Origin of the sequence: Pelomonas sp. SE-A7, from assembly GCF_030345705.1 — a bacterium.
In the GTDB taxonomy this organism is placed as follows: Bacteria; Pseudomonadota; Gammaproteobacteria; order Burkholderiales; family Burkholderiaceae_C; genus JAUASW01.
The window spans coordinates 1657696-1678242 of record NZ_JAUASW010000001.1 but is presented as its reverse complement, the minus strand read 5'-3'; the positions used below and the strand labels follow the sequence as shown (position 1 = coordinate 1678242).

Sequence of the window (20547 nt, the reverse complement as noted above, 5' to 3'; positions counted from 1 at the left end):
ATTATCGCCCGGTGACGCCCCGTAGAATGCCGCGCCATGAGCTACCAGGTCCTTGCGCGAAAGTACCGTCCCCATAGTTTCGAGGAACTGCGGGGGCAAGAGCATGTGGTGCAAGCCTTGGCCAACGCGCTGACCCAGCAGCGTCTGCACCATGCCTATCTGTTCACCGGCACCCGCGGCGTCGGCAAGACCACGGTGTCGCGCATCCTGGCCAAGAGCCTGAATTGCACCGGCGCCGATGGCCAGGGCACCATCACGGCCCACCCCTGTGGCGTCTGCGAATCCTGCCGCGACATCGATGCCGGCCGCTTCGTCGACTACGTGGAACTGGATGCCGCCTCCAACCGCGGCGTCGAGGAGATCTCGCAGCTGCTTGACCAGGCGGTCTACAAGCCGGTTGTCGGGCGCTTCAAGGTCTACATGATCGACGAAGTCCACATGCTGTCGAACACCGCGTTCAACGCGATGCTCAAGACGCTGGAGGAGCCGCCCGAGTACCTGAAGTTCGTGCTGGCCACGACCGACCCGCAGAAGGTGCCGGTCACCGTGCTCTCGCGCTGCCTGCAATTCAATCTGCGTCCGATGGCGCCGCAGACCGTGCTGGCCCATCTCACTTCGGTGCTGCAGGCCGAGAGCGTGCCGGCCGAGCCCGGCGCCTTGCGACTGCTGGCCCGCGCGGCCCGCGGTTCGATGCGCGATGCGCTGTCGCTGACCGACCAGGCTATCGCCTTCGGTGCCGGCCAGTTGCAGGAAGCCGGCGTGCGCCAGATGCTGGGCACGGTGGACCGCGGCCATGTGATCGCAATCCTGAACGCCCTGGTCGCCGCCAGCGGCCCCGACGTTGTGGCGCAGGCCGACGCACTGCGCGACCTCGGCCTTTCGGCGGCCGGCACGCTGGAGGACCTGGCCAGTGCCTTGCAGCAGATCGCTGTGGCCCAGGCCGCGCCGGCAGCGCTTGATGATGCCGACCCGGATAGCGCCGAGGCCCGCCGCCTCGCCGCTGCTCTGCCGGCCGATGAAGTGCAGCTGATGTACAGCATGGCCTTGCATGGCCGTGCCGAGCTGGGCCTGGCGCCCGACGAATATGCTGGCCTGCTGATGGTGCTGCTGCGCATGCTGGCCTTCCGTCCCGGTGGCGCTCAGTTGCCGCGCGGCGAGGCTCCGGCTGCCAAGCCCGCGAGCGCACCGCTGTTGCGCAGCACGGCGGCCGTGGCGGCCGTGCCGATCGCAGCACCGGCTGCTGCGCCAGCAGCTGTTCAGCCACCGCGCGTGGCGCCCGCTGTCCAGCCGCTTGCTGCGCCCGTTGTTGCACTCAAGGTCGAAGAGCCCAAGCCGGCAACCCCGCCGGCCGCGCGCCCGGCGCCCGTCGAAAACGACAACAGCCCCAGCGCCCGCCTGCGTCCGCGTCCGGTGGTGCATGCAGAACCTGAGCCCGAGGCCGACGACGGTGAGCCGCCGCCCTGGCTGGATGCGCCCATGGCCGACGACGAAGGCCAGGCCCTCGCGGCCCCGTCATCGTCGGCTCCGCAGGCCTATGCCTCGACCGCCGGCAATGAGCCCGAGCTGCAGCCCACGCCCGAAGGCGAACGCTGGCATGAGCTGGTCAAGACGCTGGGCCTGACGGCCCTGGCCCGCGAGCTGGCCATGCAGGCCCAGTGCCTGGGCGAGCAGGGCGGCAGCTGGCGCTTGCGCGTCGAGCGCGAGTCGCTGCGCCAGGCCGCCCTGGTCGACAAGCTCGAGGCCGCGCTGAGCCAGGCCCTGGGCTCGCCACAGCGCGTGGAGCCCGAAGCCGGCGTCGCCACCGACTCGCCCGCACTGCGCGAGCAGGCCGCCGCACTGGCGCGCCAGCGAGCCGCCGAGCAAATCATTCTTCAGGACCCGGAAGTGCTGCGCCTGATGAGCCAGTACCGCACGGCACGCATCGTGCCCGGGTCGATCAAACCGCTGAATTCCTAGGAGCTACGACCATGATGAAGAACCAACTCGCCGGGCTGATGAAGCAGGCCCAGGCCATGCAGGACAACCTGAAGAAGGCGCAGGACGAACTGGGCATGATCGAGGTCGAGGGCCAGTCCGGCTCCGGCCTGGTCAAGGTGGTGATGACCTGCAAGCACGAGGTCAAGCGCGTCACCATCGATCCCAGCCTGCTGGCCGACGACAAGGACATGCTCGAGGACATGGTGGCCGCCGCCTTCAACGACGGCCTGCGTCGCGCTGAGGAAGTCAGCTCGGCCAAGATGGGCAAGTTGACCGCCGGCATGCCCATGCCCCCCGGCATGAAATTCCCCTTCTGAGGATGGAGCCCCCACGCGAATTGCATTCGCTGCCCCCCGAGGGGGCGCCGGCCTTCCTTGGGGCGGCCCGGCGAAAGGCCGGACTTTGACCTCGCTCGAAGCTCTCATCGAGGCGCTGCGGCGCCTGCCCGGCGTGGGCCAGAAATCGGCTCAGCGCATGGCCTACCACCTGCTGCAGCACGACCGTGAAGGCGCGCAGCAGCTGGCCCAGGCCCTGCAAGGCGCGGCCGCGCATATCGGTCATTGCGGGCGCTGCCACACCTTCAGCGAGACGCAGCTCTGCGGCATCTGCGCCGATGAGCAGCGCGACGGCAAGCTGCTGTGCGTGGTCGAGACACCGGCCGACCAGGCGGCGCTGGAGCGCACCGGTTCCTTCCGCGGCTACTACTTCGTGCTGCTGGGCCGCGTGAGCCCGCTGGACGGCATTGGCGCCCGCCAGATCGGCGCCGAGCAGCTGCTGGAGCGCGCGCAGGACGGCAAGGTGGAGGAGGTCATCCTCGCCACCAGCTTCACCGCCGAGGGCGAGGCCACGGCCCATGTGCTGGGCGAAGCCCTGCGCTCGCGCGGCATGCGCGCCACGCGGCTGGCGCGCGGTGTGCCCATAGGCAGCGAGCTGGAATATGTGGACCTGGGCACCATTGCCCATGCCCTGGTGGACAGACGTTAGGAGATGCGCATGACCCTTGCCCATGGCTGCCTGATCGTGGCCTGCCTGCTGCCGCTGTTCTGCGCCTGGCTGGCCAAGTCCAAGGGCTTCGGCAAGCGCCGCCGCGACGGCGGCTTCGACAACCACAATCCGCGTGCCTGGCTGGCAAGGCTGGATGGCTGGCCTGCCCGCGCCAATGCGGCGCAGGCAAACAGCTTCGAGGCGCTGCCCCTGTTCATCGCCGGCGTGCTCGCCGCCCAGCAGATGGGTGCCGCCCAGGGCCGCATCGACGGCCTGGCCGTGGGCTTCGTGCTGGCCCGGCTGGCCTACATCTTCTTCTATGTCACCGACAAGGCGCTGCTGCGCTCTGCGGTCTGGGCGGTGGGGCTGGTGATCAGCATCGCCCTGTTCCTGATCGCCTGAACGGCGCTGGCCAAGGCCGGCTTCAGCCGGCCTTGGCCGCCACCGGATTGCGGGCCGCGCCCACCTTGGCCGGCCTTTGCACCGGCGCCTTCTTGCTGCTCGCCACGCGTTGCTGCGGCGACGGCGGCAACTGGGCCAGGTAGACGGTCACCAGCTGGCCGGGCTTGAACGTGGCCTTGGTCGAGACCCTGTTCCACTGCGCCACCTGGCTGGCCGGCAGCTTGTAGCGGGCGGCCACCGTGGCCACGCTCTCGCCCTTGCCGGTCTTGTAGCTCAGCTTCTTCAGCGGCGGCACGTCGGGCGCCAGGTTGATGGCGGCGTTGTCGGCCAGGTGCTCGGACACGTCCTGGTCGCGCTTGGCGGTGCGCGGCACCAGCAGGGTGGAGCCGCTCTTGACCAGCATCTTGGGCGGGATCTTGTTGATGTCGCGCAGCTGGGCCTCGGCCATGCCGACCTGCTTGGCGGCATCGGCCGGCTTCATGGTCTTGGGCACGACCCAGGCGGTCCAGCTGGCCAACTGGCCGCGGTGCTCGGCCAGGTTGGTGACGAAGCGGCCGGCATTGTCGAAGGGCAGCAGCAGCTGCGAGGTGCCGTTGCTGAGGATCACCGGCTTGTTCATCTGCGGGTTGAAGGCCTTGAACTCGTCGAGCTCCATCTCCGCCAGCCGAGCGGCCAAGTCCACGTCGATGTCGCGGTCGATCTTGACGCTGAGGAAGTAGGGGTGGTTGGCAATCTTGGGCAGGCTCAGGCTGTAGCGCGCCGGGTCGCCGACGATGTTCTTCACGGCCTGCAGCTTGGGGATGTAGTAGCGAGTCTCGTCGGGCATCTTGAGACTCTCGTAGTCGGTGGCCAGGCCGGCCTTCTCGTTGCGGGCGATGGCCTTGGCCACATTGCCCTGGCCCCAGTTGTAGGCGGCCAGCGCGAGATGCCAATCGCCGAATTTCCTGTGCAGCCGTTCCAGGTAGTCCAGCGCGGCGCGAGTCGAGGCCAGCACGTCGCGGCGGTCGTCGCGGAAGATGTTCTGCTTCAGCGCGAAGTCGCGGCCGGTGGCCGGCATGAACTGCCACATGCCCACGGCCTTGGCGCGCGACTTGGCGTCGGTGACGAAGGCGCTTTCGACGAAGGGCAGCAGGGCCAGCTCGGTGGGCATGCCGCGCTTCTCCAGCTCCTCGACGATGTGGAACAGGTAGCGGCTGCCGCGCTCGGTCATGCGGGCCACGTAATCGGGCCGCTCGCTGTACCAGAACTCGGCGCGGCGCACGCCCTCGTTGTCCAGCTCGGGCATCGCAAAGCCCTGGCGCAGCCGGGCCCAGATGTCGGCATGAACGGCGGGCGCGTCGAGGTCGATCTTGCGTCCTGGGTTGAGGCTGTCTTCCAGCAGCTGGGTGTCGGGCGCCGGCTTGACCACCATGGGAGCCGCAGTGGGCTGCACGACAGGGGCTTCAACGGCGGCAAAGCTGACCACCGGCGTGGCCGCTTGCGGCGGGACGGAGATGGGGATCGGGGCTTGGGTGCTGGCGCAAGCGCTGAGCAGCGTGGCGGCCAGGGCGAGGCAGAGGGGGCGCAGGGCGGGCTTGCTATGGCTTAGGGTCTTGTTCATCCAGCTCATCGGAACTCGTTCTTCCATTGCCGCAGGGTGGCGAACACCGCGACGCGGTCGGCGTCGTCGGCAAGGGGAGGTTGCTGTTGCAATGCACTGGCTCGGACCTCAGGCTCGGTGCAGCGCAGGAAGGGATTGATGCGCCGCTCGGTGCCTATGCTGGACGGCAGCGTGGGCAGCGACTTGGCGCGCTGCGCCTGACACCAATCGACATAGGCGGCCAGATCGGCATTGCCCGGCTCCACCGCCTGGGCGAAGCGCAGGTTCGACAGCGTGTATTCATGGGCGCAGCAGACCCGCGTCTCGGCCGGCAGGGCGATCAGCCTGTCCAGCGACTGCACCATCTGGGCCGGCGTGCCTTCGAACAGCCGGCCGCAGCCGCCCGAGAACAAGGTGTCGCCGCAGAACAGGATGGGCGCGCTGCCGTCGCTGGGCTCGCGCAGCAGGAAGGCGATGTGGCCGGCCGTGTGGCCGGGCACGTCCAGCACCTCGAAGCGCTGGTCCAGCATCTCGACCTGGTCGCCCTCGGCGACCTCGAGGTCGATGCCGGCGATCTGCTCGGCCGCCGGGCCTATCACCGGGCCGTCGAACTGCGAGCGCAGGTCGGCCAGGCCGCCGACATGATCGGCATGGTGATGGGTCACTAGAATGCCCGCGAGCTTGAGGCCCGCCCGGGTCAGCGCCGCTTGCACGGGCGCTGCTTCACCCGGATCGACCACCAGGGCTCGAGAGCCGTCGTGGAGCATCCAGATGTAGTTGTCGGAGAAGGCGGGGAGGGCGACGAGTTTCATGTATGACGCGTGACGCCGCGATTGTAGAGTTGGCCGACTGGCTGCAAACCCCGCCGGGCCGCTATCTGCTGGACTGGGAGCAGCAGCGCCTGGACGCGGCCGTGGTCGACCTGTTCGGCTTTCATGCCTTGCAGCTTGGCCTGCCGGAGCTTGAGGCGCTGCGCGCCAACCGCATGCCGCACCGCTGGCTGGCCCAGGACGCGCTGGGGCAGCAGATCGCCGGCACCACCGTGCTGCGCTGCGACTTCGACGCCCTGCCTTTCGAATCGAACAGCCTGGACCTGATCATGCTGCCGCATGCGCTGGAGCTTTCGCGCGACCCGCACCAGACGCTGCGCGAGGTCGAGCGAGTGCTCAGGCCCGAAGGCCGCGTGGTGATCAACGGTTTCAACCCCGCCAGCCTCTGGGGCTTGCGGCAGAATCTCGGCCGCCTGACGGGTGGCCCGCGCCGACCGCTGTTCATGCCGCGCACCGGCGAGTTCATAGGCTACTGGCGGCTGCGCGACTGGCTGCGCCTGCTCGGCTTCGAGGTCGAGGCTGCCCAGTTCGGCGCCTACCGTCCGCCGCTGAAGAGCGAGCGCTGGCTGGAACGCTGGTCCTGGATAGAACGCATAGGCTCGCGCTGGTGGCCGGTGCTCGGCGCGGTCTATTTCGTCATGGCCACCAAGAAGGTCCACGGCATGCGCCTCGTGGGCCTTGCCAAGCGCAGCAAGCGGGCCGCTGCGCCGCAGACGGCTCCGGCCGTCGCCACCCAACACCGACAGACGACGACGCACCGATGAACGAAACTGTTTCCCCCAAGCCCGCCGCCATGCCCAAGCCGGCGGTCACGATCTACACCGACGGCGCCTGCAAGGGCAATCCCGGCCCCGGCGGCTGGGGCGCCTGGCTCAGCTCGGGCGGCCATGAAAAGGAGTTGTGGGGCGGCGAGGCCGGTACCACCAACAACCGCATGGAGCTGACCGCCCCTATCGAGGCGCTGGCCTCGCTCAAGCGCAGCTGCAAGATCACCATCTATACCGACAGCGAATATGTCCGCAAGGGCATGACCGAATGGATCTCGGGCTGGCAGCGCCGTGGCTGGAAGACCGCCGACGGCAAGCCGGTCAAGAACGTGGAGCTGTGGCAGCGCCTGGACGCGCTGTGCAAGCTGCACGAGGTCGAATGGCGCTGGGTCAAGGGCCATGCCGGCGACCCGGGCAACGAGCGCGCCGATGAACTGGCCAACCGTGGCGTGAGCAGCGCCGGCCGCTGAGCCGCGGCGCCAGACAGCACGGGGGACGGGACTTGAACGAAGAACAAAAGACCAGGGCGCCCAAACACCTGCGGCGCTACACCGACCTGCCGGCCCTGCTGCATCTGCTGAGCAACCAGCAGCTGACCCTGCTGGACCCCAAGACCTGGGACGACAAGAACGACTCGTTCTTCATGTCGGTCTACAAGGAGCGTCGGGCGCTCAAGTCGGTGCTGGCTCTGTGCTTCTCGCAGGCCTCCGAGACCTACCACCACTGGCGTGTGTTCTCCAACGGACCGGCCGGCGTCTGCATCCTGTTCGACCGCGACCAGCTGCTCCTTGACCTTGAGGCCCATCCGGGCATTCAGACCGGCCCCATGGACTACCTCAGCATGACGGCGGCCCGCGGCCGCGAGTTCAGGGTCGAGGAGCTGCCCTTCATCAAGCGCATTGGCTACCGGCCGGAGAACGAGTTCCGCGTGCTCTACACCTCGGCAGACCAGGAGCTGCCGGCACTGGGCGTGCCGGTGCGGCTGTCGTCGATTCGCGGCGTGTCGCTCAGCCCCTGGATGCATTCGGCCCTGTCCAAGTCGGTGGTGCAGGCCATTCGCGCCATCGATGGCTGCGCCAAGCTCAAGGTCTCGCGCTCGACCCTGATCTCCAACGAGCAGTGGAAGGGCTACGCGCTGGGCGCGAGCTGAACGAGCGTGGGCATGGCGACCTGCCGCCTGCAAGCCTTGGCCGAAAGCGGTAGAAACGGGGCTCCTCCACGGGCCTGCGCGACTGCGATGCGACTCACCGGACGCTGCCACTGCGGCAACCTCAGTTTCGAACTGCGCTGGGCCAGCGGGGCGCCGACGCAGATTCCGGCGCGGGCCTGCGGCTGCAGCTTCTGCGTCAAACATGGCGGGGTCTGGACCTCCAGCCCCGGCGGCTCTCTGCGGGTCTGGGTGCGGGACGAGAGCCTGCACCGGCGCTATGCCTTCGGCACCAAGACAGCGGACTTCCATGTCTGCGCCCAATGCGGCGTCGTGCCCGTGGTCAGCAGCCTTATCGAGGGGCGGCGCCTTGCGGTGGTCAGCGTCAACGCGCTGGAAGGTCTGGACCCGGCGTTGCTGAATCGCGGCTCGGCCGACTTCGATGGCGAAGGCCTGGGCGACCGCCTGGCCCGGCGCCAGCGCAACTGGATCGCCGAGGTGGAGTTCCTGGCCGGCTCGCCGCCGGCTCAGTAGTGCTTCAGTAGTGGCGCAGGCCGTTCAGGTCCAGCACCTGGACGCCGCGGCGCTCGACCTGGATCAGCGCCTGCTGCTCCAGCAGCTGCAAGGCCTTGTTGGCGCGCTGGCGCGAGACGCCGGCCATCTGGCCCAGCTCGGCCTGGCGGATGTCGATGAAGCTGCCCGGCTCGGGATAGAGCTCGGGGTTGAAGAAGCCGGCCAGGCAATGGGCGACGCGGGCCGTGGAGTCGAGCAGCCGGTCGTCGCACATGCGGGCGATGAACTGGCCCATGCGAGCGCTCATCAGGACCTGCAGATGGTGGTTGAACGGCAGGCTGGTGGCGCGCAGCCATTCGAAGCTGTCGCGCGGCACTAGGGCCACACGGCAGTCGCGCAGGGCCACGGCGTCGTACTGCCAGCGGCCGCGCTTGATCAGGGTGCCTTCGCCGAACCAGCCGCCGGTGGCGATGCTGGTCAGGCTGGTCTCGCGGCCGTCGGCCGAGCTGACGCTCATCTTGCCGAAGCCGCTGATCAGGCCGCACCAATGCTCGGCCAGCTCGCCGCTGCGGACTATGGCGGAGCCGGCCTCGACCGTGCGCTCGCGTGCATCGCGGAGCACGCGCGCCAGTTCGACCGGGCTCAGGTTGCGACCCCAGATCGACTTGGCGAGCATCTCGTGCAGATCCATGTCAGGCGCGGAAGGATTGCTCGGGCGTCAGCACCTTGCCGAACAGCAGCTTGACCAGCAGCAGCAGCACGCCGGCCGCGGCCACCAGGCCTGCGTGCAGGGCCCAGAACTGCGTGCCGCTCATCTCTTCCAGCAGGCCGGCCAGCCAGCCTACGAAGGTGTTGCCTATGAACAGGTGCAGGTAGTAGATGCCAATCATCAGCCCGCCCAGGCGCAGCGGCGCGGCGCGGGAGTAGAGGGCCAGGCCGACCGGCAGCACGTTGGCGAAGCCCAGGTCGTTGAGCAGGGCGTAGCCCAGGGTCCAGGCCAGGCTGACCTTGCCGCCGCCACCCTCGATCGAGGCCGAGGCCAGCACCAGCAGGGCCGGGGCGCAGGCCGCCATCAGCGAGCCCAGGGCCATCTTGGTCAGCTCGTCCGGCTCGCGGCGGCGCTTGGACCACCAGTGCCAGAACGCCAGCGAGCCGATCATGGTGGCGGTGGCGAAGACCGCATCGATGGCCTGCAGCCAGGTCACCGGCACCTGCCAGCCGAACAGCAGCAGGTCCATGTGCTTCTGCGACCACAGCGGGAAGGCGTTGTTGTATTGCTGGTTGCCGACGATGGACAGCATCAGCACCGGCACCAGGGCGATCAGCAGCAGCAGCTTGGCCCAGTCGTTGCGGGTCATGCGCGGCTTGGGCTCCGCGCTGGCGGCATTGCGGACGCGAGGCTCTTCCGGCGGCAGCCAGCGGCGGCCGGCCAGGTAGACCACCAGGCCTATCAGCATGCCCACGCCGGCGGCGCCGAAGCCCCAGTGCCAGGCCACCTTCTCGCCCAGGGTGCCGCAGACCAGGGGCGCGGCGATGACGGCGACCTGCACCGCGATCATGAAGATCTGGAAGGCGCTGGCGCGGCGCTGGTCGCCCGGCTTGTAGAGCGCACCGACCTGGGCCGCGATATTGCCCTTGAAGCAGCCTACGCCCAGCAGCAGGCAGGCGAGGGCGAGCAGGAAGAACACCTCGAAGGCCATCAGGAAATGGCCCAGCGACATCAGCAAGGCGCCTATGACCACCGTCTTGGTGCGGCCCAGCAGGCGGTCGGCCAGCAGGCCGCCGAACAGCGGGGTCAGGTAGACGAAGCCGGTGTAGAGGCCGAACACCGCCGAGGCCAGCTGCTGGGTGGAGCGTGGGCCGGTGTAGTGCTCGATGGCCGCGCGCAGCGAGTCCATGCCCATCACCTGGCCGATGTTCTCCGGCATGAACAGGTAGTTGCCGAGGTACAGCACCAGCAGGGCCTGCATGCCGTAGTAGGAGAAGCGCTCCCACAGCTCGCAGAAGGCCAGCCAGCCGAGGCCGGCCGGGTGGCCGAGGAAGGCGCGGTCGTCGCGCATGTAGGGGGCCGCGGGCGCGGCGCCAGTGAGGACGGCAGACAAGGGGAATCCTGGCTCGTGGTTCGGAATGGCCGCGACTGTCTCCGAATCGTCCGCGGCTGGCAAGCCGCCTTGCCAGGGGGGAGGGAAAGGCCTGGGTACACTGGCCGCGCCCTGTCTTTTCCTCCTTCTCTACGCCGCCGGCCGTCGCATGCAGAACAACCTTCCGCTGATCCACTGGCATTCCATGTTCATGGGCGTGGCCCTGCTGGCCGCGGCCCGTTCCAAGGACGGCCGCAAGCGCAACGGCGCCTGCATCGCCAGCAGCGACAACAAGATCCTGGGCGTGGGCTACAACGGCCTGCCGCGCGGCTGCAACGACGAGGACGAGTCCTACTGGTCCGACGAGGACGACAACCCGCTGCGCTCGCGCCACAGCTACATCGTCCATGCCGAGGTCAACGCCATCCTCAACTGCGTGGTGCTGCCGCTGACCGACGGCACCATCTACACCACCCAATACCCTTGCCCGCGCTGCGTGCAGTCCATCATCCAGGTGGGCATCAAGCGGGTGGTGTTCCTGGAGAAGAAGCCGCACCAGGTCGCCAGCAATGGCGCCTCGGACAAGATGCTGGTCGATGCCGGGATCGAGGTGCTGAGCCTGGACGCACTGGAACTGGCCGCCGGCCAGTGGTGCCAGAAGCTGGACGACTTCATCCAGGTCACCGGCCCGGCCCTGCACGGCCGGCCGCAGGGCTGAGGGCTTGAGCGGAAACAGCGGGGTCTTAGCCCGCTTATTCGGACTTAAGTTTTGGCGGCGGGCCGCATGATCGCGGCTACAAGCATCAGCCGTTACGAGGTCCGCCCATGTTCATCCCGCTCAACCTGGTTCCCGCCTCGGGCACGCTGTGGCAGGACGAATCGCTGGACCTGGGCAGCCTGATCGCCGGCCCGGTCGCCATGGGTGAACTGGAACATTTCCAGCAGCTGATGGCCGATCAAGGCATCTCGGTGCAGCCCACGCGGATGATCTACGACCGGCTCTATGCCTTCGAGCGCCTGGCCAAGGGCCATGCCAGCGGGCATGACGAGCTGCGCGAGCTGTCGCTGACCCTGTTCGAGAGCTACCAGAGTGCGGGCGAGTGGATCGGTCTGATCCACTGAAGGTCTACTTCAGCAGTTCCTGGTAGTCGCAGCGCAGCAGGCCGCGGCGATGCAGCCGCAGGCGCGCGGCCGAGTACATCTCGGGCAAGAGGTAGGCGAGCAGGCAGGGCAGCAGCCATTGCGGGGCCTCCAGCAGCAGGGCCACGGGCACGCCCAGCAGGCCGATCAGCCAGCCGGTGAGAACCATGTCCCAGGCCTGCAATTCGACTTCGTGACCCCTGGGGTGCAAGCGCAGCCAGCGCTTGATCAGGCTCAGTTGGCGCAGCGTCATGAGGCGCTCCCCGTCAGTTTCGTGTCAGGGTTCTTTATCGCGCGATTGGCCGGGCAATGCCAGGGGCTGACGCGTCTGCACCGGGAAATTTTGTAAGCGACTGGTCGGCTGGTCGGCCTGGGGTGACTTTCGTCATGAGGGCAAGCCATGTGGGGAAACCCTAGGAGCGGTGGTAGGCTGCTCGACTTTGCCGCGGCCCACAAGGCCTGCAGTTCCGCGCCCCAGCGGGCGCCCCATTTGGATTGATCCGATGAAGAAGCTCTCCTCGCTGAGCCTGGCCATCCTGGCCCTGGCTGCCACTGGCGCCGCGCGCGCTGACGAAGGCATGTGGATGCCTTCGCAACTGCCGCAGATCGCCGCGCCGCTGAAGGCCGCCGGCCTGGCCCTGGACCCGGCCAAGCTGAAGGAACTGACCCAATTCCCGATGAACGCCGTGATCAGCCTGGGTGGCTGCACCGCCTCGTTCGTCTCGCCGCAAGGCCTGGTGGTGACCAACCACCACTGCGCCTACGGCAGCATCCAGTACAACTCGCGTCCCGAGCGTGACCTGATCAAGAACGGCTTCCTGGCCGCCACCATGGCCGACGAGCTGCCGGCCGCCCCGGGCAGCCGCGTGTTCGTGACGGTCGACGTCAAGGACGTGACCGACCGCGTGCTCGACGCCAAGACCAGCGCGCTGACCGGCAAGGCCCGTGTCGATGCCATGGAAGCCAACGAGAAGGCCCTGATCGCCGAGTGTGAGAAGGACGCCGGCCACCGCTGCAATGTCTACGGCTTCTACGGCGGCGTGCAGTACCAGCTGATCAAGCAGATGGAAATCCGCGACGTCCGCCTGGTGCATGCACCGGCCGACGGCGTCGGCAAGTTCGGTGGCGACACCGACAACTGGATGTGGCCGCGCCACACCGGCGACTACAGCTTCTACCGCGCCTACGTGGGCCCGGACGGCAAGCCGGCCGACTACAACAAGGACAACAAGCCCTACCAGAGCAAGTCCTACCTGAAGCTGGCCAGCAGCCCGCTGAAGGAAAACGACTTCGTGATGGTCACCGGCTACCCCGGCCGTACCAACCGCTACCGCCTGCCCGCGGAAGTGGACTTCACCTTCAGCTGGCAGCAGCCCACGGTGATCAGCGCCTTCGAGAACCGCCTGGCCATCATCAAGGCCGAGACCGAAGGTCGCAAGGATGCCGAGCTGAAGTACGCCAGCACGGTCGCCGGCCTGAACAACACGATGAAGAACTTCCAGGGCCAGCAGGAGAGCTACATCGGCTCCGACATCCTGGACCGCAAGCAGAAGGGCTATGCCCAGCTGAAGGCCTGGGTCAACGGCGATGCCAAGCGCGCCAAGGAATGGAGTGCCGACTTCGCCACCGCCGAGAAGCTGATCGCCGAGCGCCAGGTCATCGCCAAGGCGGAGACCTTCATGACGCAAGGCCAGCCGACCCTGCTGGGCACGGCCCGCACGCTGCTGCGCCTGGCCGAGGAACAGACCAAGCCGAACGTGGAACGCAAGGCCGGCTTCCAGGAACGCGACCTGAGCCGCATCGCGGCCGGTCTGCAGTCGCTGGAGCGTCGCTACGACGAGAAGGTCGACAAGGCCGTCGCCGCCAGCTTCCTGGCCAAGTACCTGGCCCAGCCGGCTTCCACGCTGAACGCTACCTTCCTGTCGGCCCTGGGCCTCTCGGCGGGCATGAACGAAGCCGCCATCAAGGCTCGCCTGGACGTGCTGTACGCCGGCACCAAGCTGGCTGACGTGAAGGAGCGCATGGGCTGGATGAAGAAGGCCCCGGCCGACTTCAAGGCCAGCGACGACGCCTTCATCAAGGCCGCCGTGGCCCTGTATGCCGACGACGAAGCTCGCGAGAACCGCGACAAGGAACTGGGCGGCCGCGTGCAGCAGGCCTATTCCAGCACCATGAAGGCCCTGATCGCCTACAAGGCCAGCCGCAAGGAGCCGCTGTACCCCGATGCCAACAGCACGCTGCGCGTGAGTTTCGGCAAGGTGACCGGCCGCACGCCGGGCGCCGACGGCAGCAACTGGACGCCGTTCACCACGCTGGCCGGCGTCAGCGCCAAGGCCACGGGCACGGGCGAGTTCAATGCACCGGCCGCTCAGTTGGCTGCCATCAAGGGCAAGCAGTACGACAAGTACGCCGCCAAGGAACTGGGCAATGTGCCGGTCAACTTCCTGGCCACGCTGGACACCACCGGCGGCAACTCCGGCTCGCCGGTGCTGAACAGCAAGGCCGAGCTGGTCGGCCTGCTGTTCGACGGCACGCTGGACGCCGTGATCGCCGACGTGGACTTCAACCCCAAGATGGTCCGCTCCATCGTGCTGGACGCCCGCTACATGCAGTGGCAGATGAAGGTGGTCGACAAGGCCGATCACCTGCTGAAGGAAATGGGCGCGCTGTAATCCAGCGTTCCCCCTGAGCCGGAACGGCCCGCGACAGCGGGCCGTTTTTCATTGGGCGGCTGTCAGCCGGACGCCGGAACGGACTCTGCCCAAGCGCTTCGCCATGCACGATACTGGGGCCCGCTTGTGATCCATCAAGGGGCGTGCGTGGCGACACAGGTTCCAGGCAAGGCAATCACCGCATTCCGTGTGTTGATGGTCGAGGACCAGCAGCAGATGCGGCAGATCATTCGCGAATCGCTGTACCGGCTGGGCATACGCCAGGTCGTGATGACCGCCAATGCCGAGGAAGCGCTCAAGGCGATGCGCGACGGCAGCTACGACCTCGTGCTGTGCGACTACAACCTCGGCGAGGGCGCCGACGGCCAGCAGCTGCTGGAGACGGCGCGCGGCAAGCGTTTCATCAACCCGCTGGCGCCCTGGATCTACATCACGGCCAACTCGCTGCGCAGCGACGTGCTGGCCGCGGGCGACTACCTGCCCGACGGCTACATCCTCAAGCCCTTCACCGACCAGCTGCTGGCCCGCCAGATCGAGACCCTGGCCGCGCGCAAGCAGCTGCTGGCGCCGCTGCTCAAGGCGGTGGATGCGCGCGAGTGGGACAAGGTGCTGGGCGTGGCCGACGACTTCATCCAGCGCACCGACGGTACGCGGGGCGAGGGCTACAAGCAGAAGGCCCAGGCCCTGATGAAGCTGGCCCGCTTCGACGATGCACGCGTCTGCTACGAGCAGGCGCTGGCGCTCAATTCCGAACTCGCCTGGGCCCGTCTCGGCCATGCCCAGGCCCTGCGTGCGCTGGGCAAGGGCGTGCAGTCCGAGACCGTGCTGCAGCAGCTGGTCTATGCCCAGCCCGACTACGCCGCCGCCTACGACCTGCTGCTGGACATGGCCGAGGAACGCGGCGATGCGCCCGGGGCTCTGGAGCTGGCCAAGAAGCTGGCCGAGGTGGCGCCCAATGCCCAGCGCAAGATCAAGCTCGGTGAGCTGGCCCAGGCCAATGGCGATGCCGGCCTGGCGGTCAAGGCGCTGGAGTCGGCCGTCAGCAAGAACCGTCATGCGCTGCAGCGCAGCCACCATGAGGGCATGCTGCTGGCCCAGGCACTGATAGACAGCGGCGATCCGCGCCGCGCGATCACGGTGGCGGCCGAGCAGGCCAAGCAGTTCGGCGACCAGCCTGCCGCCCAGGCCCTGGGCAAGGCGCTGCAGGCGCAGGGCCTGCAGGCCACCGGCCAGGCCGAGAAGGCGGCCGAGCTGATGCAGCAGGCCCAGCTCGGCACCGGCATGGCCCAGCTGCCCGATGCCCACAAGCTGCTGATGGCCCGCTCGGCTCTGGCCACCGGCAACCTGGAGCTGGGACAGGAGTTGATCATGGCCGTGGCCCGCAACAACTCCGACCAGCCGATGATGGTGGCCGCGGCCCTGCAGTCGGCCAAGGGCACGCCGGTCGAGGCGGCCTGCCGCGACGAGGTCGAGCGCGAAGGCCGGCACGTGGAAGAAGCGCTTCAGCAGCTGCAGCAGGCCAAGCGCGGCGACCTGGCGCAAGGCATCGTGGCCGGCGAGGCGGCCCTGGCCCGGGCGCCGGATCACTTCAGCGTGCAGATCGAGCTGTGCACGCTCTACCTGATCGCCATGAACCGCCTGGGCAAGGCCCAGGAGCATGCGACCCGGGCCCGCCAGCTGCTCGACCACCTGGCGGCCAAGTACCCCAACCACGACCGCGTGGCGGCGGCGCGCAAGTTCTTCCGGGAGCGTGTCGGCACATGAGCCACGCACGGCCGTTCCGAAGTGGCTCGCTCCCGCCTGGCGGGACAGGCCGCAGGCCTCAGGGTGCCCCATGATGAATGAGGCGCTCTGCGCGGCGGTGGTCCACGATTTGAAGAACCGGCTGACCCTGCTGAGCGATTCGCTGCAGCGGATGGAGCACCAGCTGGACAAGCATGCGGCCCAGGCGCTCGCACGTTCGGCGCTCAGCCAGGCCCAGCACCTGACGCACCAGATGAGCGGCCTGCTTGTGGCTCAGCGCAGCGCCAGCGGCAAGCGCCTGCCGGTGCATCTGGAAGAGGCCTCGCCGCAGGAGCTGATGCAGGAGCTGGTCGACGACGGAAGGCTGCTGGCGGCTGGCCGCCTGGAGCTGCGCCTGGCCGAGCCGGCGCGCGAGTTGCCCGAGGTCTGGATCTGCGACCGCCAGCTCCTGCGCCTGGCGCTGGACTCGGCCCTCTACAACGCCTTGCACTACGCCCGTCAGCACATAGACCTGGGCCTGGACCTGGCCGAGGACGGCATGCTCTGCTTCAGTGTGGCCGACGACGGCCCTGGCCTCGATGCGCCGGCCAGCCCCACGGCCAGTGGCCTGGGTCTGCAGGTCTGCGCGGCCGTGGCCCTGGCCCATCGCAACCGCGGCCGTCAGGGCCGCAGCCGGCTGATGGCGCGGCCCGGCGGCGGCGCCTTGTTCGAGCTGGCAATTCCCTGAGCTGCAGCGGCCTCAGGCCAGTTCGATCCGGTAGCCGGCCACGAAGGCGCGGCCGGCCGGCAACTGGATGGCCGAGGGCTTGGCCAGCAGTTCCAGCGGGGCCTGCGCATCGTCTTCAATGCCGTACCAGGGCGCTATGCAGACCGCGTCATGGCGGCTCCACAGGCCCAGGTGGGGCGCGCCACCGGTCAGCAGCGAAAGGCGCCGGCCGCGCCGCGCATGCACCAGGTCCAGCCTTTGCGAATTGATGTGCTTGAAGGCCAGCCGGCCGCTGGCGAACTGGGGTGAGCCCAGCTGCAGGCTCTGCGGCGGGCTGAAGGCGAAAGGCTGAGGCAGGGCCGACAACAGCGGGCCGTCCTGCCGGTAGGCCTCGGGCGCTTCGGCTGCGTCGAAGGCCAGCGACCAGTCCTGCAGCGACTCGCCCTCGGCCAGAGGCAGGGTGAACACCGGCTGCGAACCCAGACCAAAGGCCAGTCGTTCCAGGCCGCGGTTGTGGACCCGGTAGTCCACCTTCAGGCCCCGGGCCTGCAGCGCATAGGCCACGCGCAGCTCGAACTCGAAGGGATAGCACTCGCGCGTGTGGGCATCGGCCCGCAAGGCCAGCACCAGGCTGTGAGGTGTGTGCTCGACCAGGCGGAAATCGCAATGCGCGGCAAAGCCGTCCTGAGGCAAGGCATGGAAGCTACCGCCGTGGCGTATGCCGTCCTCGCGCAGCCGGCCCACATTGGGGAACTGCAGGATGGCGCGGCCGGGCTCGGCGGCCTGCAGGAATTCCTCGCCGGCGCGCCGCAGGCTGCGCAACTCGGCGCCGCGGACGCCCACCGTCGCGCTCATCGATCCCAGGCTCAGCTCATGCAGCATGGGCCCAGTTTCGCAATGCCGGCGCCCGCGTCCGGCCGGGAAATCCCGCGGTCGCTGTCCCCGCTTCGCGGGGGGCAATAAGCCCAGGTTCTGGTCTAGCAATGGTATTCATGGCTTGGCGGCTTGGCCGGCGGCTAGACTCGTGGCGCTGGGTAGCTTGGCGGATTGGTCCGCCAACCGCCGGCCCAAGCTGGGCCATAACCAAACCAATGAACGGCGCGGAGCCTGCCGCTCCGCCGGGAGACAGCCATGATCATGGACCGTGGCCAGAAGCGCGAGCAGCTCAAGCGCCGCCTGCTCGAGCTGATTGAACAGAACGGCGAGGGCGGCCGGCTGCCGCCGGAGCGCGAGCTGAGCGAACGCTTCGACGTGGCGCGCGAAACCCTGCGCCGCTGCCTGCGCGAACTGGAGCTGGACGGGCTGCTGCAGCGCCGCCAGGGCGCCGGCACCTTCGTGTCCGGCCAGCCGGTGGTCAAGCAGCCGCAGCTGCTTTCGTTCTCGGAAGAAATGCGCGAACGCGGCCTGGTGCCGACCAGCGAGTTGCTGGGTTGCCGCACCATCGCGGCCGGCGCCAAGCTGGCCCACAAGCTCAAGGTCATACCCGGCACGGCCGTGGTCGAGATGCGCCGGCTGCGCCTGGCCAGCGACGAGCCGATGGCGCTGGAGACCGTCTACCTGATCCAGGCCAAGGTGCCCGGCTTCGATGCCGCCAGCCTGGCGACCAGCTCGCTGTACGAGCTGCTGTCGCAGCGCTTCGGCCTGCCGCTGCGGGCGGCGAGCCAGCAGATCCAGGCCACGGTGCTGAACGAGGAGGAGGCCGACCTGCTGGGCGTGGCGCCGTTCTCGCCTTCGCTGCTGATCGAGCGGCTTTCGCATGCCGGTTCAGGCGAGGTGGTCGAGTACGCCAAGAGCCTTTATCGCGCCGACCGCTATCGCTTCGAGATCAATGTGATGCGCCCCATCAGCGGCCCGCTGCTCGCCGAGCTGGGTGATCTCGATGACGAGGACGAGGACCAATGAGCGAACTGCAACGCCGCCAGCTGCTGATGGCCCTCGGCGCTTGGGGCGCGGGCAGCCTGGCGGGCGCCGCCGATGGCAAGGACGAGGCCGCCGAGCTGCGCCAGGCCCTGCAGGCGCTGCAGGCCGATCCGGCCAATCCCTTGCCCGGCCTGGCCGTGCTGTGCGTGCGCCGCGGCGAGGTGGTCTTCGAGGCCCAGTTCGGCGAGCGCGTGGTCGCTGCCGAGGGCCGGCCCGGCCTGCCGGTGACGCCGGATACGCTGTTCCGCATCGCCTCGGTGACCAAGCTGGTCGTCGCGCTGGGCGTGATGCGCCTGGTCGAGGCCGGCCGGCTCAGCCTGGACGAGGACGTGTCCGAGCGCCTGGGCTTCCGGTTCCGGAATCCGCGCTTCCCCGACATTCCGATCACGCTGCGCCTGCTGCTCAGCCACCGCGCCGGCCTGACCGACGAGGGCGGCATCTTCTTCGAGTTGCCTAACTCATTGGAGGCGCTCCTTGGTCCGCAGGGAAGCATTGGCGCCAAGGCCTGGGCGAGCTGGGCGCCGGGCGGCCATTTCCAGTACACCAACCTGAACTACGGCGTGATCGCCTCGGTGATGGAGCAGGCGGCCGGGCAGCGCTTCGACCGCCTGATCCAGCAATGGGTGCTGGGCCCGCTGGGCGCGGCCGGGGGCTTCGATGCAGCCTCGCTGCCGCCCGAGCAACTGGCCCAGCTGGCCACGCTCTATCGCAAGCAGGTCGAGGGCCAGCCCTGGAAGACCGAAGGCCCCTGGGTGCCGCAGACCGACGATTTCAGCCGCGAGCCGCCCAAGCCGCTCAAGGGCCTGGCTGACTACAAGCTGGGCAGCAATGGCACGCTGTTCGGTCCGCAGGGCCGGCTGCGCATCAGCGTGCGCGGCATGGGCGCCATCCTGCAGATGCTGCTGGCCGGCGGGCAGCATCGCGGCCAGGCCTTCCTGTCGCCCGCCAGCATTGCCGCGCTTTGCACCGAGCAGTGGCGCTACGACGCCAAGACAGCCAACGGCAACACCTGGGACGGCATCTACCAGGCCTGGGGCGTGGGACTGCAGCACTACCTAGACCGCAGCCTCGACGGCCGCGGCGACCGGCTCTATCCCGGGCTTGAGGCCTGGGGTCATTGCGGCTTCGCCTGGGGCCTGCGCTCGGGCCTGATGTTCGATGCCGGACGCGGCAACGGAATCGCCTATGCCATCTCGGGCACCGGCGCCGACCCGGACCTGCACCGGGCGCGCGAGTCCAGCTTCCCCGGCTTCGAGGAAAAGCTGCATCGGCTGCTGTGGGGCCATCTGATGAAGGCTCAGGCATGAGCCGGCGCCTGGCCGGCCTGCTGCTCGTCCTGTGGCTCGCCGGCTGCGCCAGCATTCCAGCGCCTTACCAGGGCCACGCCAAGGGCCTGGACTATGCGCGCATCACGCCTTTCCCCGAAAGCGTGGTCCACGCGCTGAGGGTGGATTTGCAAACGCTTCAAGTCAGCGTCTCTCCGCCCGCTGAAAAAGGCCTGCCGCTGGACCAGATGGCCAGCAGCGCCGGGGCGCTGGCGAGCATCAACGTCTCCTACTTCAACAAGGAATTCCAGGTGCGCGGCCTGACGGTCAGCAATGGCGAGGCCTGGGCGCCGGTGTTCGAGGTGGCCAGAAGCCCGCTGCTGGCCTGCGATGCGGCACAGCGCTGCGAGGTCGTGCTGCAGCCGCCGGCCCAAATGAAGCCTGAATGGAGCAATGTGGTGGCCGGCACGCCCTGGCTGCTGGACCATGGCAGGCGGCGCACGGCCGAGGACGACGAGCGCTGCGGCAGCCACTGCAAGTCCACCCATCCGCGCACCGCCGTGGGCCTGGACGCCAGTGGCCGCTACCTGATCATTGCGCTGGCCGAAGGCCGGCGTCCGCCGGTGCTGGGGCTCAGCCTGGTGCAGATGTCGGCCGTGATGGCCCAGCTCGGCGCGGTCGATGCGATCAACCTGGACGGCGGCGGCTCCAGCACCCTGCTGATGGACGGTCGCTCGGTGATGCAGCGGCCGTTCAATGAGCCGGCCTTGCGCAAGGTGGCCAACGCCCTGCATATCCGGGCGCGGCCCTGAGCTGGCGGC

Annotated in this window: 22 protein-coding genes; 16 read left to right on the top strand and 6 right to left on the bottom strand. The window is 68.4% G+C overall.

All coding sequences use genetic code 11. The features are described 5' to 3' along the window. Nucleotides 1-36: 36 nt before the first annotated feature. The 4 genes from dnaX (at nucleotide 37) to QT382_RS07630 (ending at nucleotide 3363) form a co-directional block, all read left to right on the top strand. Nucleotides 37-1956: a DNA polymerase III subunit gamma/tau gene (dnaX, locus tag QT382_RS07645; protein WP_289253437.1), complete on the top strand. Its 1920-nt coding sequence runs from the start codon at nucleotides 37-39 to the stop codon at nucleotides 1954-1956. 11 nt (nucleotides 1957-1967) lie between these two features. Then, complete coding sequence (locus QT382_RS07640) at nucleotides 1968-2294, top strand: YbaB/EbfC family nucleoid-associated protein (RefSeq protein WP_289253436.1); 327 nt, start codon at nucleotides 1968-1970, stop codon at nucleotides 2292-2294. Between the two features lie 85 nt (nucleotides 2295-2379). Then, a complete protein-coding gene (gene recR / locus QT382_RS07635) occupies nucleotides 2380-2961 on the top strand; it encodes a recombination mediator RecR (RefSeq protein WP_289253435.1) in 582 nt (193 codons plus the stop codon). Between the two features lie 9 nt (nucleotides 2962-2970). Beyond that, entirely contained in the window at nucleotides 2971-3363 is a 393-nt protein-coding gene (locus QT382_RS07630; RefSeq protein ID WP_502929842.1) for an MAPEG family protein, read from the top strand. A 22-nt stretch (nucleotides 3364-3385) separates the two neighbouring features. Here the strand turns inward: QT382_RS07630 and QT382_RS07625 are convergent, their stop codons facing one another. Beyond that, the gene (locus QT382_RS07625) at nucleotides 3386-4963 is read right to left on the bottom strand and encodes a transglycosylase SLT domain-containing protein (protein ID WP_289253433.1); all 1578 of its coding nucleotides are present in this window, start codon (nucleotides 4961-4963) and stop codon (nucleotides 3386-3388) included. Nucleotides 4964-4968: 5 nt separating this feature from the next. Beyond that, a complete protein-coding gene (gloB, locus tag QT382_RS07620; protein ID WP_289253432.1) occupies nucleotides 4969-5754 on the bottom strand; it encodes a hydroxyacylglutathione hydrolase in 786 nt (261 codons plus the stop codon). Nucleotides 5755-5756: 2 nt separating this feature from the next. Here gloB and QT382_RS07615 point away from each other — a divergent pair, with 2 nt between their 5' ends. From QT382_RS07615 to QT382_RS07600, 4 genes are all read left to right on the top strand, one after another. Next, nucleotides 5757-6536, top strand: a complete 780-nt coding sequence (locus QT382_RS07615; RefSeq protein WP_289253431.1) for a class I SAM-dependent methyltransferase — start codon at nucleotides 5757-5759, stop codon at nucleotides 6534-6536. Between the two features lie 29 nt (nucleotides 6537-6565). Further along, nucleotides 6566-7009: a ribonuclease HI gene (gene rnhA, locus QT382_RS07610; protein ID WP_289253430.1), complete on the top strand. Its 444-nt coding sequence runs from the start codon at nucleotides 6566-6568 to the stop codon at nucleotides 7007-7009. Between the two features lie 32 nt (nucleotides 7010-7041). Then, nucleotides 7042-7689, top strand: coding sequence for a DUF2971 domain-containing protein (locus QT382_RS07605; RefSeq protein ID WP_289253429.1), 648 nt, complete (start codon nucleotides 7042-7044; stop codon nucleotides 7687-7689). Nucleotides 7690-7776: 87 nt separating this feature from the next. After that, nucleotides 7777-8220 (top strand): GFA family protein, encoded by a 444-nt coding sequence (locus QT382_RS07600; protein ID WP_289253428.1) that lies wholly within the window; start codon nucleotides 7777-7779, stop codon nucleotides 8218-8220. A 4-nt stretch (nucleotides 8221-8224) separates the two neighbouring features. On the opposite strand, the gene QT382_RS07595 is transcribed toward QT382_RS07600, so the two are convergent. Then, entirely contained in the window at nucleotides 8225-8890 is a 666-nt protein-coding gene (locus QT382_RS07595) for a Crp/Fnr family transcriptional regulator (RefSeq protein ID WP_289253427.1), read from the bottom strand. 1 nt (nucleotide 8891) lies between these two features. Continuing rightward, on the bottom strand, nucleotides 8892-10301 hold the full coding sequence (locus QT382_RS07590; protein ID WP_289253426.1) for a peptide MFS transporter: 1410 nt from the start codon (nucleotides 10299-10301) through the stop codon (nucleotides 8892-8894). Nucleotides 10302-10449: 148 nt separating this feature from the next. On the opposite strand from QT382_RS07590, the gene QT382_RS07585 reads away from it, so the two are divergent. Together QT382_RS07585 and QT382_RS07580 are read left to right on the top strand one after the other, a co-directional pair. Then, nucleotides 10450-10998, top strand: a complete 549-nt coding sequence (locus QT382_RS07585) for a deoxycytidylate deaminase (RefSeq protein ID WP_289253425.1) — start codon at nucleotides 10450-10452, stop codon at nucleotides 10996-10998. Nucleotides 10999-11105: 107 nt separating this feature from the next. Next, nucleotides 11106-11402, top strand: coding sequence for a hypothetical protein (locus QT382_RS07580; RefSeq protein WP_289253424.1), 297 nt, complete (start codon nucleotides 11106-11108; stop codon nucleotides 11400-11402). Between the two features lie 4 nt (nucleotides 11403-11406). On the opposite strand, the gene QT382_RS07575 is transcribed toward QT382_RS07580, so the two are convergent. Then, nucleotides 11407-11673, bottom strand: a complete 267-nt coding sequence (locus tag QT382_RS07575; protein WP_289253423.1) for a hypothetical protein — start codon at nucleotides 11671-11673, stop codon at nucleotides 11407-11409. A 250-nt stretch (nucleotides 11674-11923) separates the two neighbouring features. On the opposite strand from QT382_RS07575, the gene QT382_RS07570 reads away from it, so the two are divergent. The 3 genes from QT382_RS07570 to QT382_RS07560 all read left to right on the top strand — a co-directional run bounded on the left by QT382_RS07570 (nucleotide 11924) and on the right by QT382_RS07560 (nucleotide 16562). Continuing rightward, the gene (locus tag QT382_RS07570; RefSeq protein WP_289253422.1) at nucleotides 11924-14092 is read left to right on the top strand and encodes a S46 family peptidase; all 2169 of its coding nucleotides are present in this window, start codon (nucleotides 11924-11926) and stop codon (nucleotides 14090-14092) included. A 195-nt stretch (nucleotides 14093-14287) separates the two neighbouring features. After that, nucleotides 14288-15856 (top strand): response regulator, encoded by a 1569-nt coding sequence (locus tag QT382_RS07565; RefSeq protein WP_289253421.1) that lies wholly within the window; start codon nucleotides 14288-14290, stop codon nucleotides 15854-15856. 73 nt (nucleotides 15857-15929) lie between these two features. Beyond that, complete coding sequence (locus QT382_RS07560) at nucleotides 15930-16562, top strand: sensor histidine kinase (RefSeq protein WP_289253420.1); 633 nt, start codon at nucleotides 15930-15932, stop codon at nucleotides 16560-16562. A 12-nt stretch (nucleotides 16563-16574) separates the two neighbouring features. On the opposite strand, the gene QT382_RS07555 is transcribed toward QT382_RS07560, so the two are convergent. Beyond that, entirely contained in the window at nucleotides 16575-17423 is an 849-nt protein-coding gene (locus tag QT382_RS07555; protein WP_289253419.1) for an aldose epimerase family protein, read from the bottom strand. 249 nt (nucleotides 17424-17672) lie between these two features. Here QT382_RS07555 and QT382_RS07550 point away from each other — a divergent pair, with 249 nt between their 5' ends. Genes QT382_RS07550 through QT382_RS07540 form a run of 3 tightly spaced genes read left to right on the top strand, consistent with a single transcriptional unit; the run spans nucleotide 17673 to nucleotide 20538 of the window. Continuing rightward, a complete protein-coding gene (locus tag QT382_RS07550) occupies nucleotides 17673-18443 on the top strand; it encodes a GntR family transcriptional regulator (protein ID WP_289253418.1) in 771 nt (256 codons plus the stop codon). Continuing rightward, nucleotides 18440-19768 carry a serine hydrolase domain-containing protein gene (locus QT382_RS07545; RefSeq protein ID WP_289253417.1) on the top strand — a complete coding sequence of 443 codons (1329 nt, stop codon included), beginning with the start codon at nucleotides 18440-18442 and terminating at the stop codon, nucleotides 19766-19768. Before QT382_RS07550 ends, QT382_RS07545 begins: the two co-directional genes overlap by 4 nt. Further along, nucleotides 19765-20538: a phosphodiester glycosidase family protein gene (locus QT382_RS07540; RefSeq protein ID WP_289253416.1), complete on the top strand. Its 774-nt coding sequence runs from the start codon at nucleotides 19765-19767 to the stop codon at nucleotides 20536-20538. Before QT382_RS07545 ends, QT382_RS07540 begins: the two co-directional genes overlap by 4 nt. Nucleotides 20539-20547 lie beyond the last annotated feature (9 nt).

Excerpts from the sequence above, each read along its gene's own strand:
- QT382_RS07570 (WP_289253422.1), top strand. The coding sequence starts at position 11,924 with ATGAAGAAGCTCTCCTCGCTGAGCCTGGCCATCCTGGCCCTGGCTGCC.
- QT382_RS07585 (WP_289253425.1), top strand. The coding sequence starts at position 10,450 with ATGCAGAACAACCTTCCGCTGATCCACTGGCATTCCATGTTCATGGGC.
- QT382_RS07630 (WP_502929842.1), top strand. The coding sequence starts at position 2,971 with ATGACCCTTGCCCATGGCTGCCTGATCGTGGCCTGCCTGCTGCCGCTG.
- QT382_RS07575 (WP_289253423.1), bottom strand. The coding sequence starts at position 11,673 with ATGACGCTGCGCCAACTGAGCCTGATCAAGCGCTGGCTGCGCTTGCAC.
- QT382_RS07625 (WP_289253433.1), bottom strand. The coding sequence starts at position 4,963 with ATGAACAAGACCCTAAGCCATAGCAAGCCCGCCCTGCGCCCCCTCTGC.
- QT382_RS07560 (WP_289253420.1), top strand. The coding sequence starts at position 15,930 with ATGAATGAGGCGCTCTGCGCGGCGGTGGTCCACGATTTGAAGAACCGG.
- dnaX (WP_289253437.1), top strand. The coding sequence starts at position 37 with ATGAGCTACCAGGTCCTTGCGCGAAAGTACCGTCCCCATAGTTTCGAG.
- QT382_RS07595 (WP_289253427.1), bottom strand. The coding sequence starts at position 8,890 with ATGGATCTGCACGAGATGCTCGCCAAGTCGATCTGGGGTCGCAACCTG.
- rnhA (WP_289253430.1), top strand. The coding sequence starts at position 6,566 with ATGCCCAAGCCGGCGGTCACGATCTACACCGACGGCGCCTGCAAGGGC.
- QT382_RS07540 (WP_289253416.1), top strand. The coding sequence starts at position 19,765 with ATGAGCCGGCGCCTGGCCGGCCTGCTGCTCGTCCTGTGGCTCGCCGGC.
- QT382_RS07640 (WP_289253436.1), top strand. The coding sequence starts at position 1,968 with ATGATGAAGAACCAACTCGCCGGGCTGATGAAGCAGGCCCAGGCCATG.
- QT382_RS07580 (WP_289253424.1), top strand. The coding sequence starts at position 11,106 with ATGTTCATCCCGCTCAACCTGGTTCCCGCCTCGGGCACGCTGTGGCAG.
- QT382_RS07555 (WP_289253419.1), bottom strand. The coding sequence starts at position 17,423 with ATGCTGCATGAGCTGAGCCTGGGATCGATGAGCGCGACGGTGGGCGTC.
- QT382_RS07565 (WP_289253421.1), top strand. The coding sequence starts at position 14,288 with ATGGTCGAGGACCAGCAGCAGATGCGGCAGATCATTCGCGAATCGCTG.
- QT382_RS07600 (WP_289253428.1), top strand. The coding sequence starts at position 7,777 with ATGCGACTCACCGGACGCTGCCACTGCGGCAACCTCAGTTTCGAACTG.
- QT382_RS07545 (WP_289253417.1), top strand. The coding sequence starts at position 18,440 with ATGAGCGAACTGCAACGCCGCCAGCTGCTGATGGCCCTCGGCGCTTGG.
- gloB (WP_289253432.1), bottom strand. The coding sequence starts at position 5,754 with ATGAAACTCGTCGCCCTCCCCGCCTTCTCCGACAACTACATCTGGATG.
- QT382_RS07550 (WP_289253418.1), top strand. The coding sequence starts at position 17,673 with ATGATCATGGACCGTGGCCAGAAGCGCGAGCAGCTCAAGCGCCGCCTG.
- QT382_RS07615 (WP_289253431.1), top strand. The coding sequence starts at position 5,757 with ATGACGCGTGACGCCGCGATTGTAGAGTTGGCCGACTGGCTGCAAACC.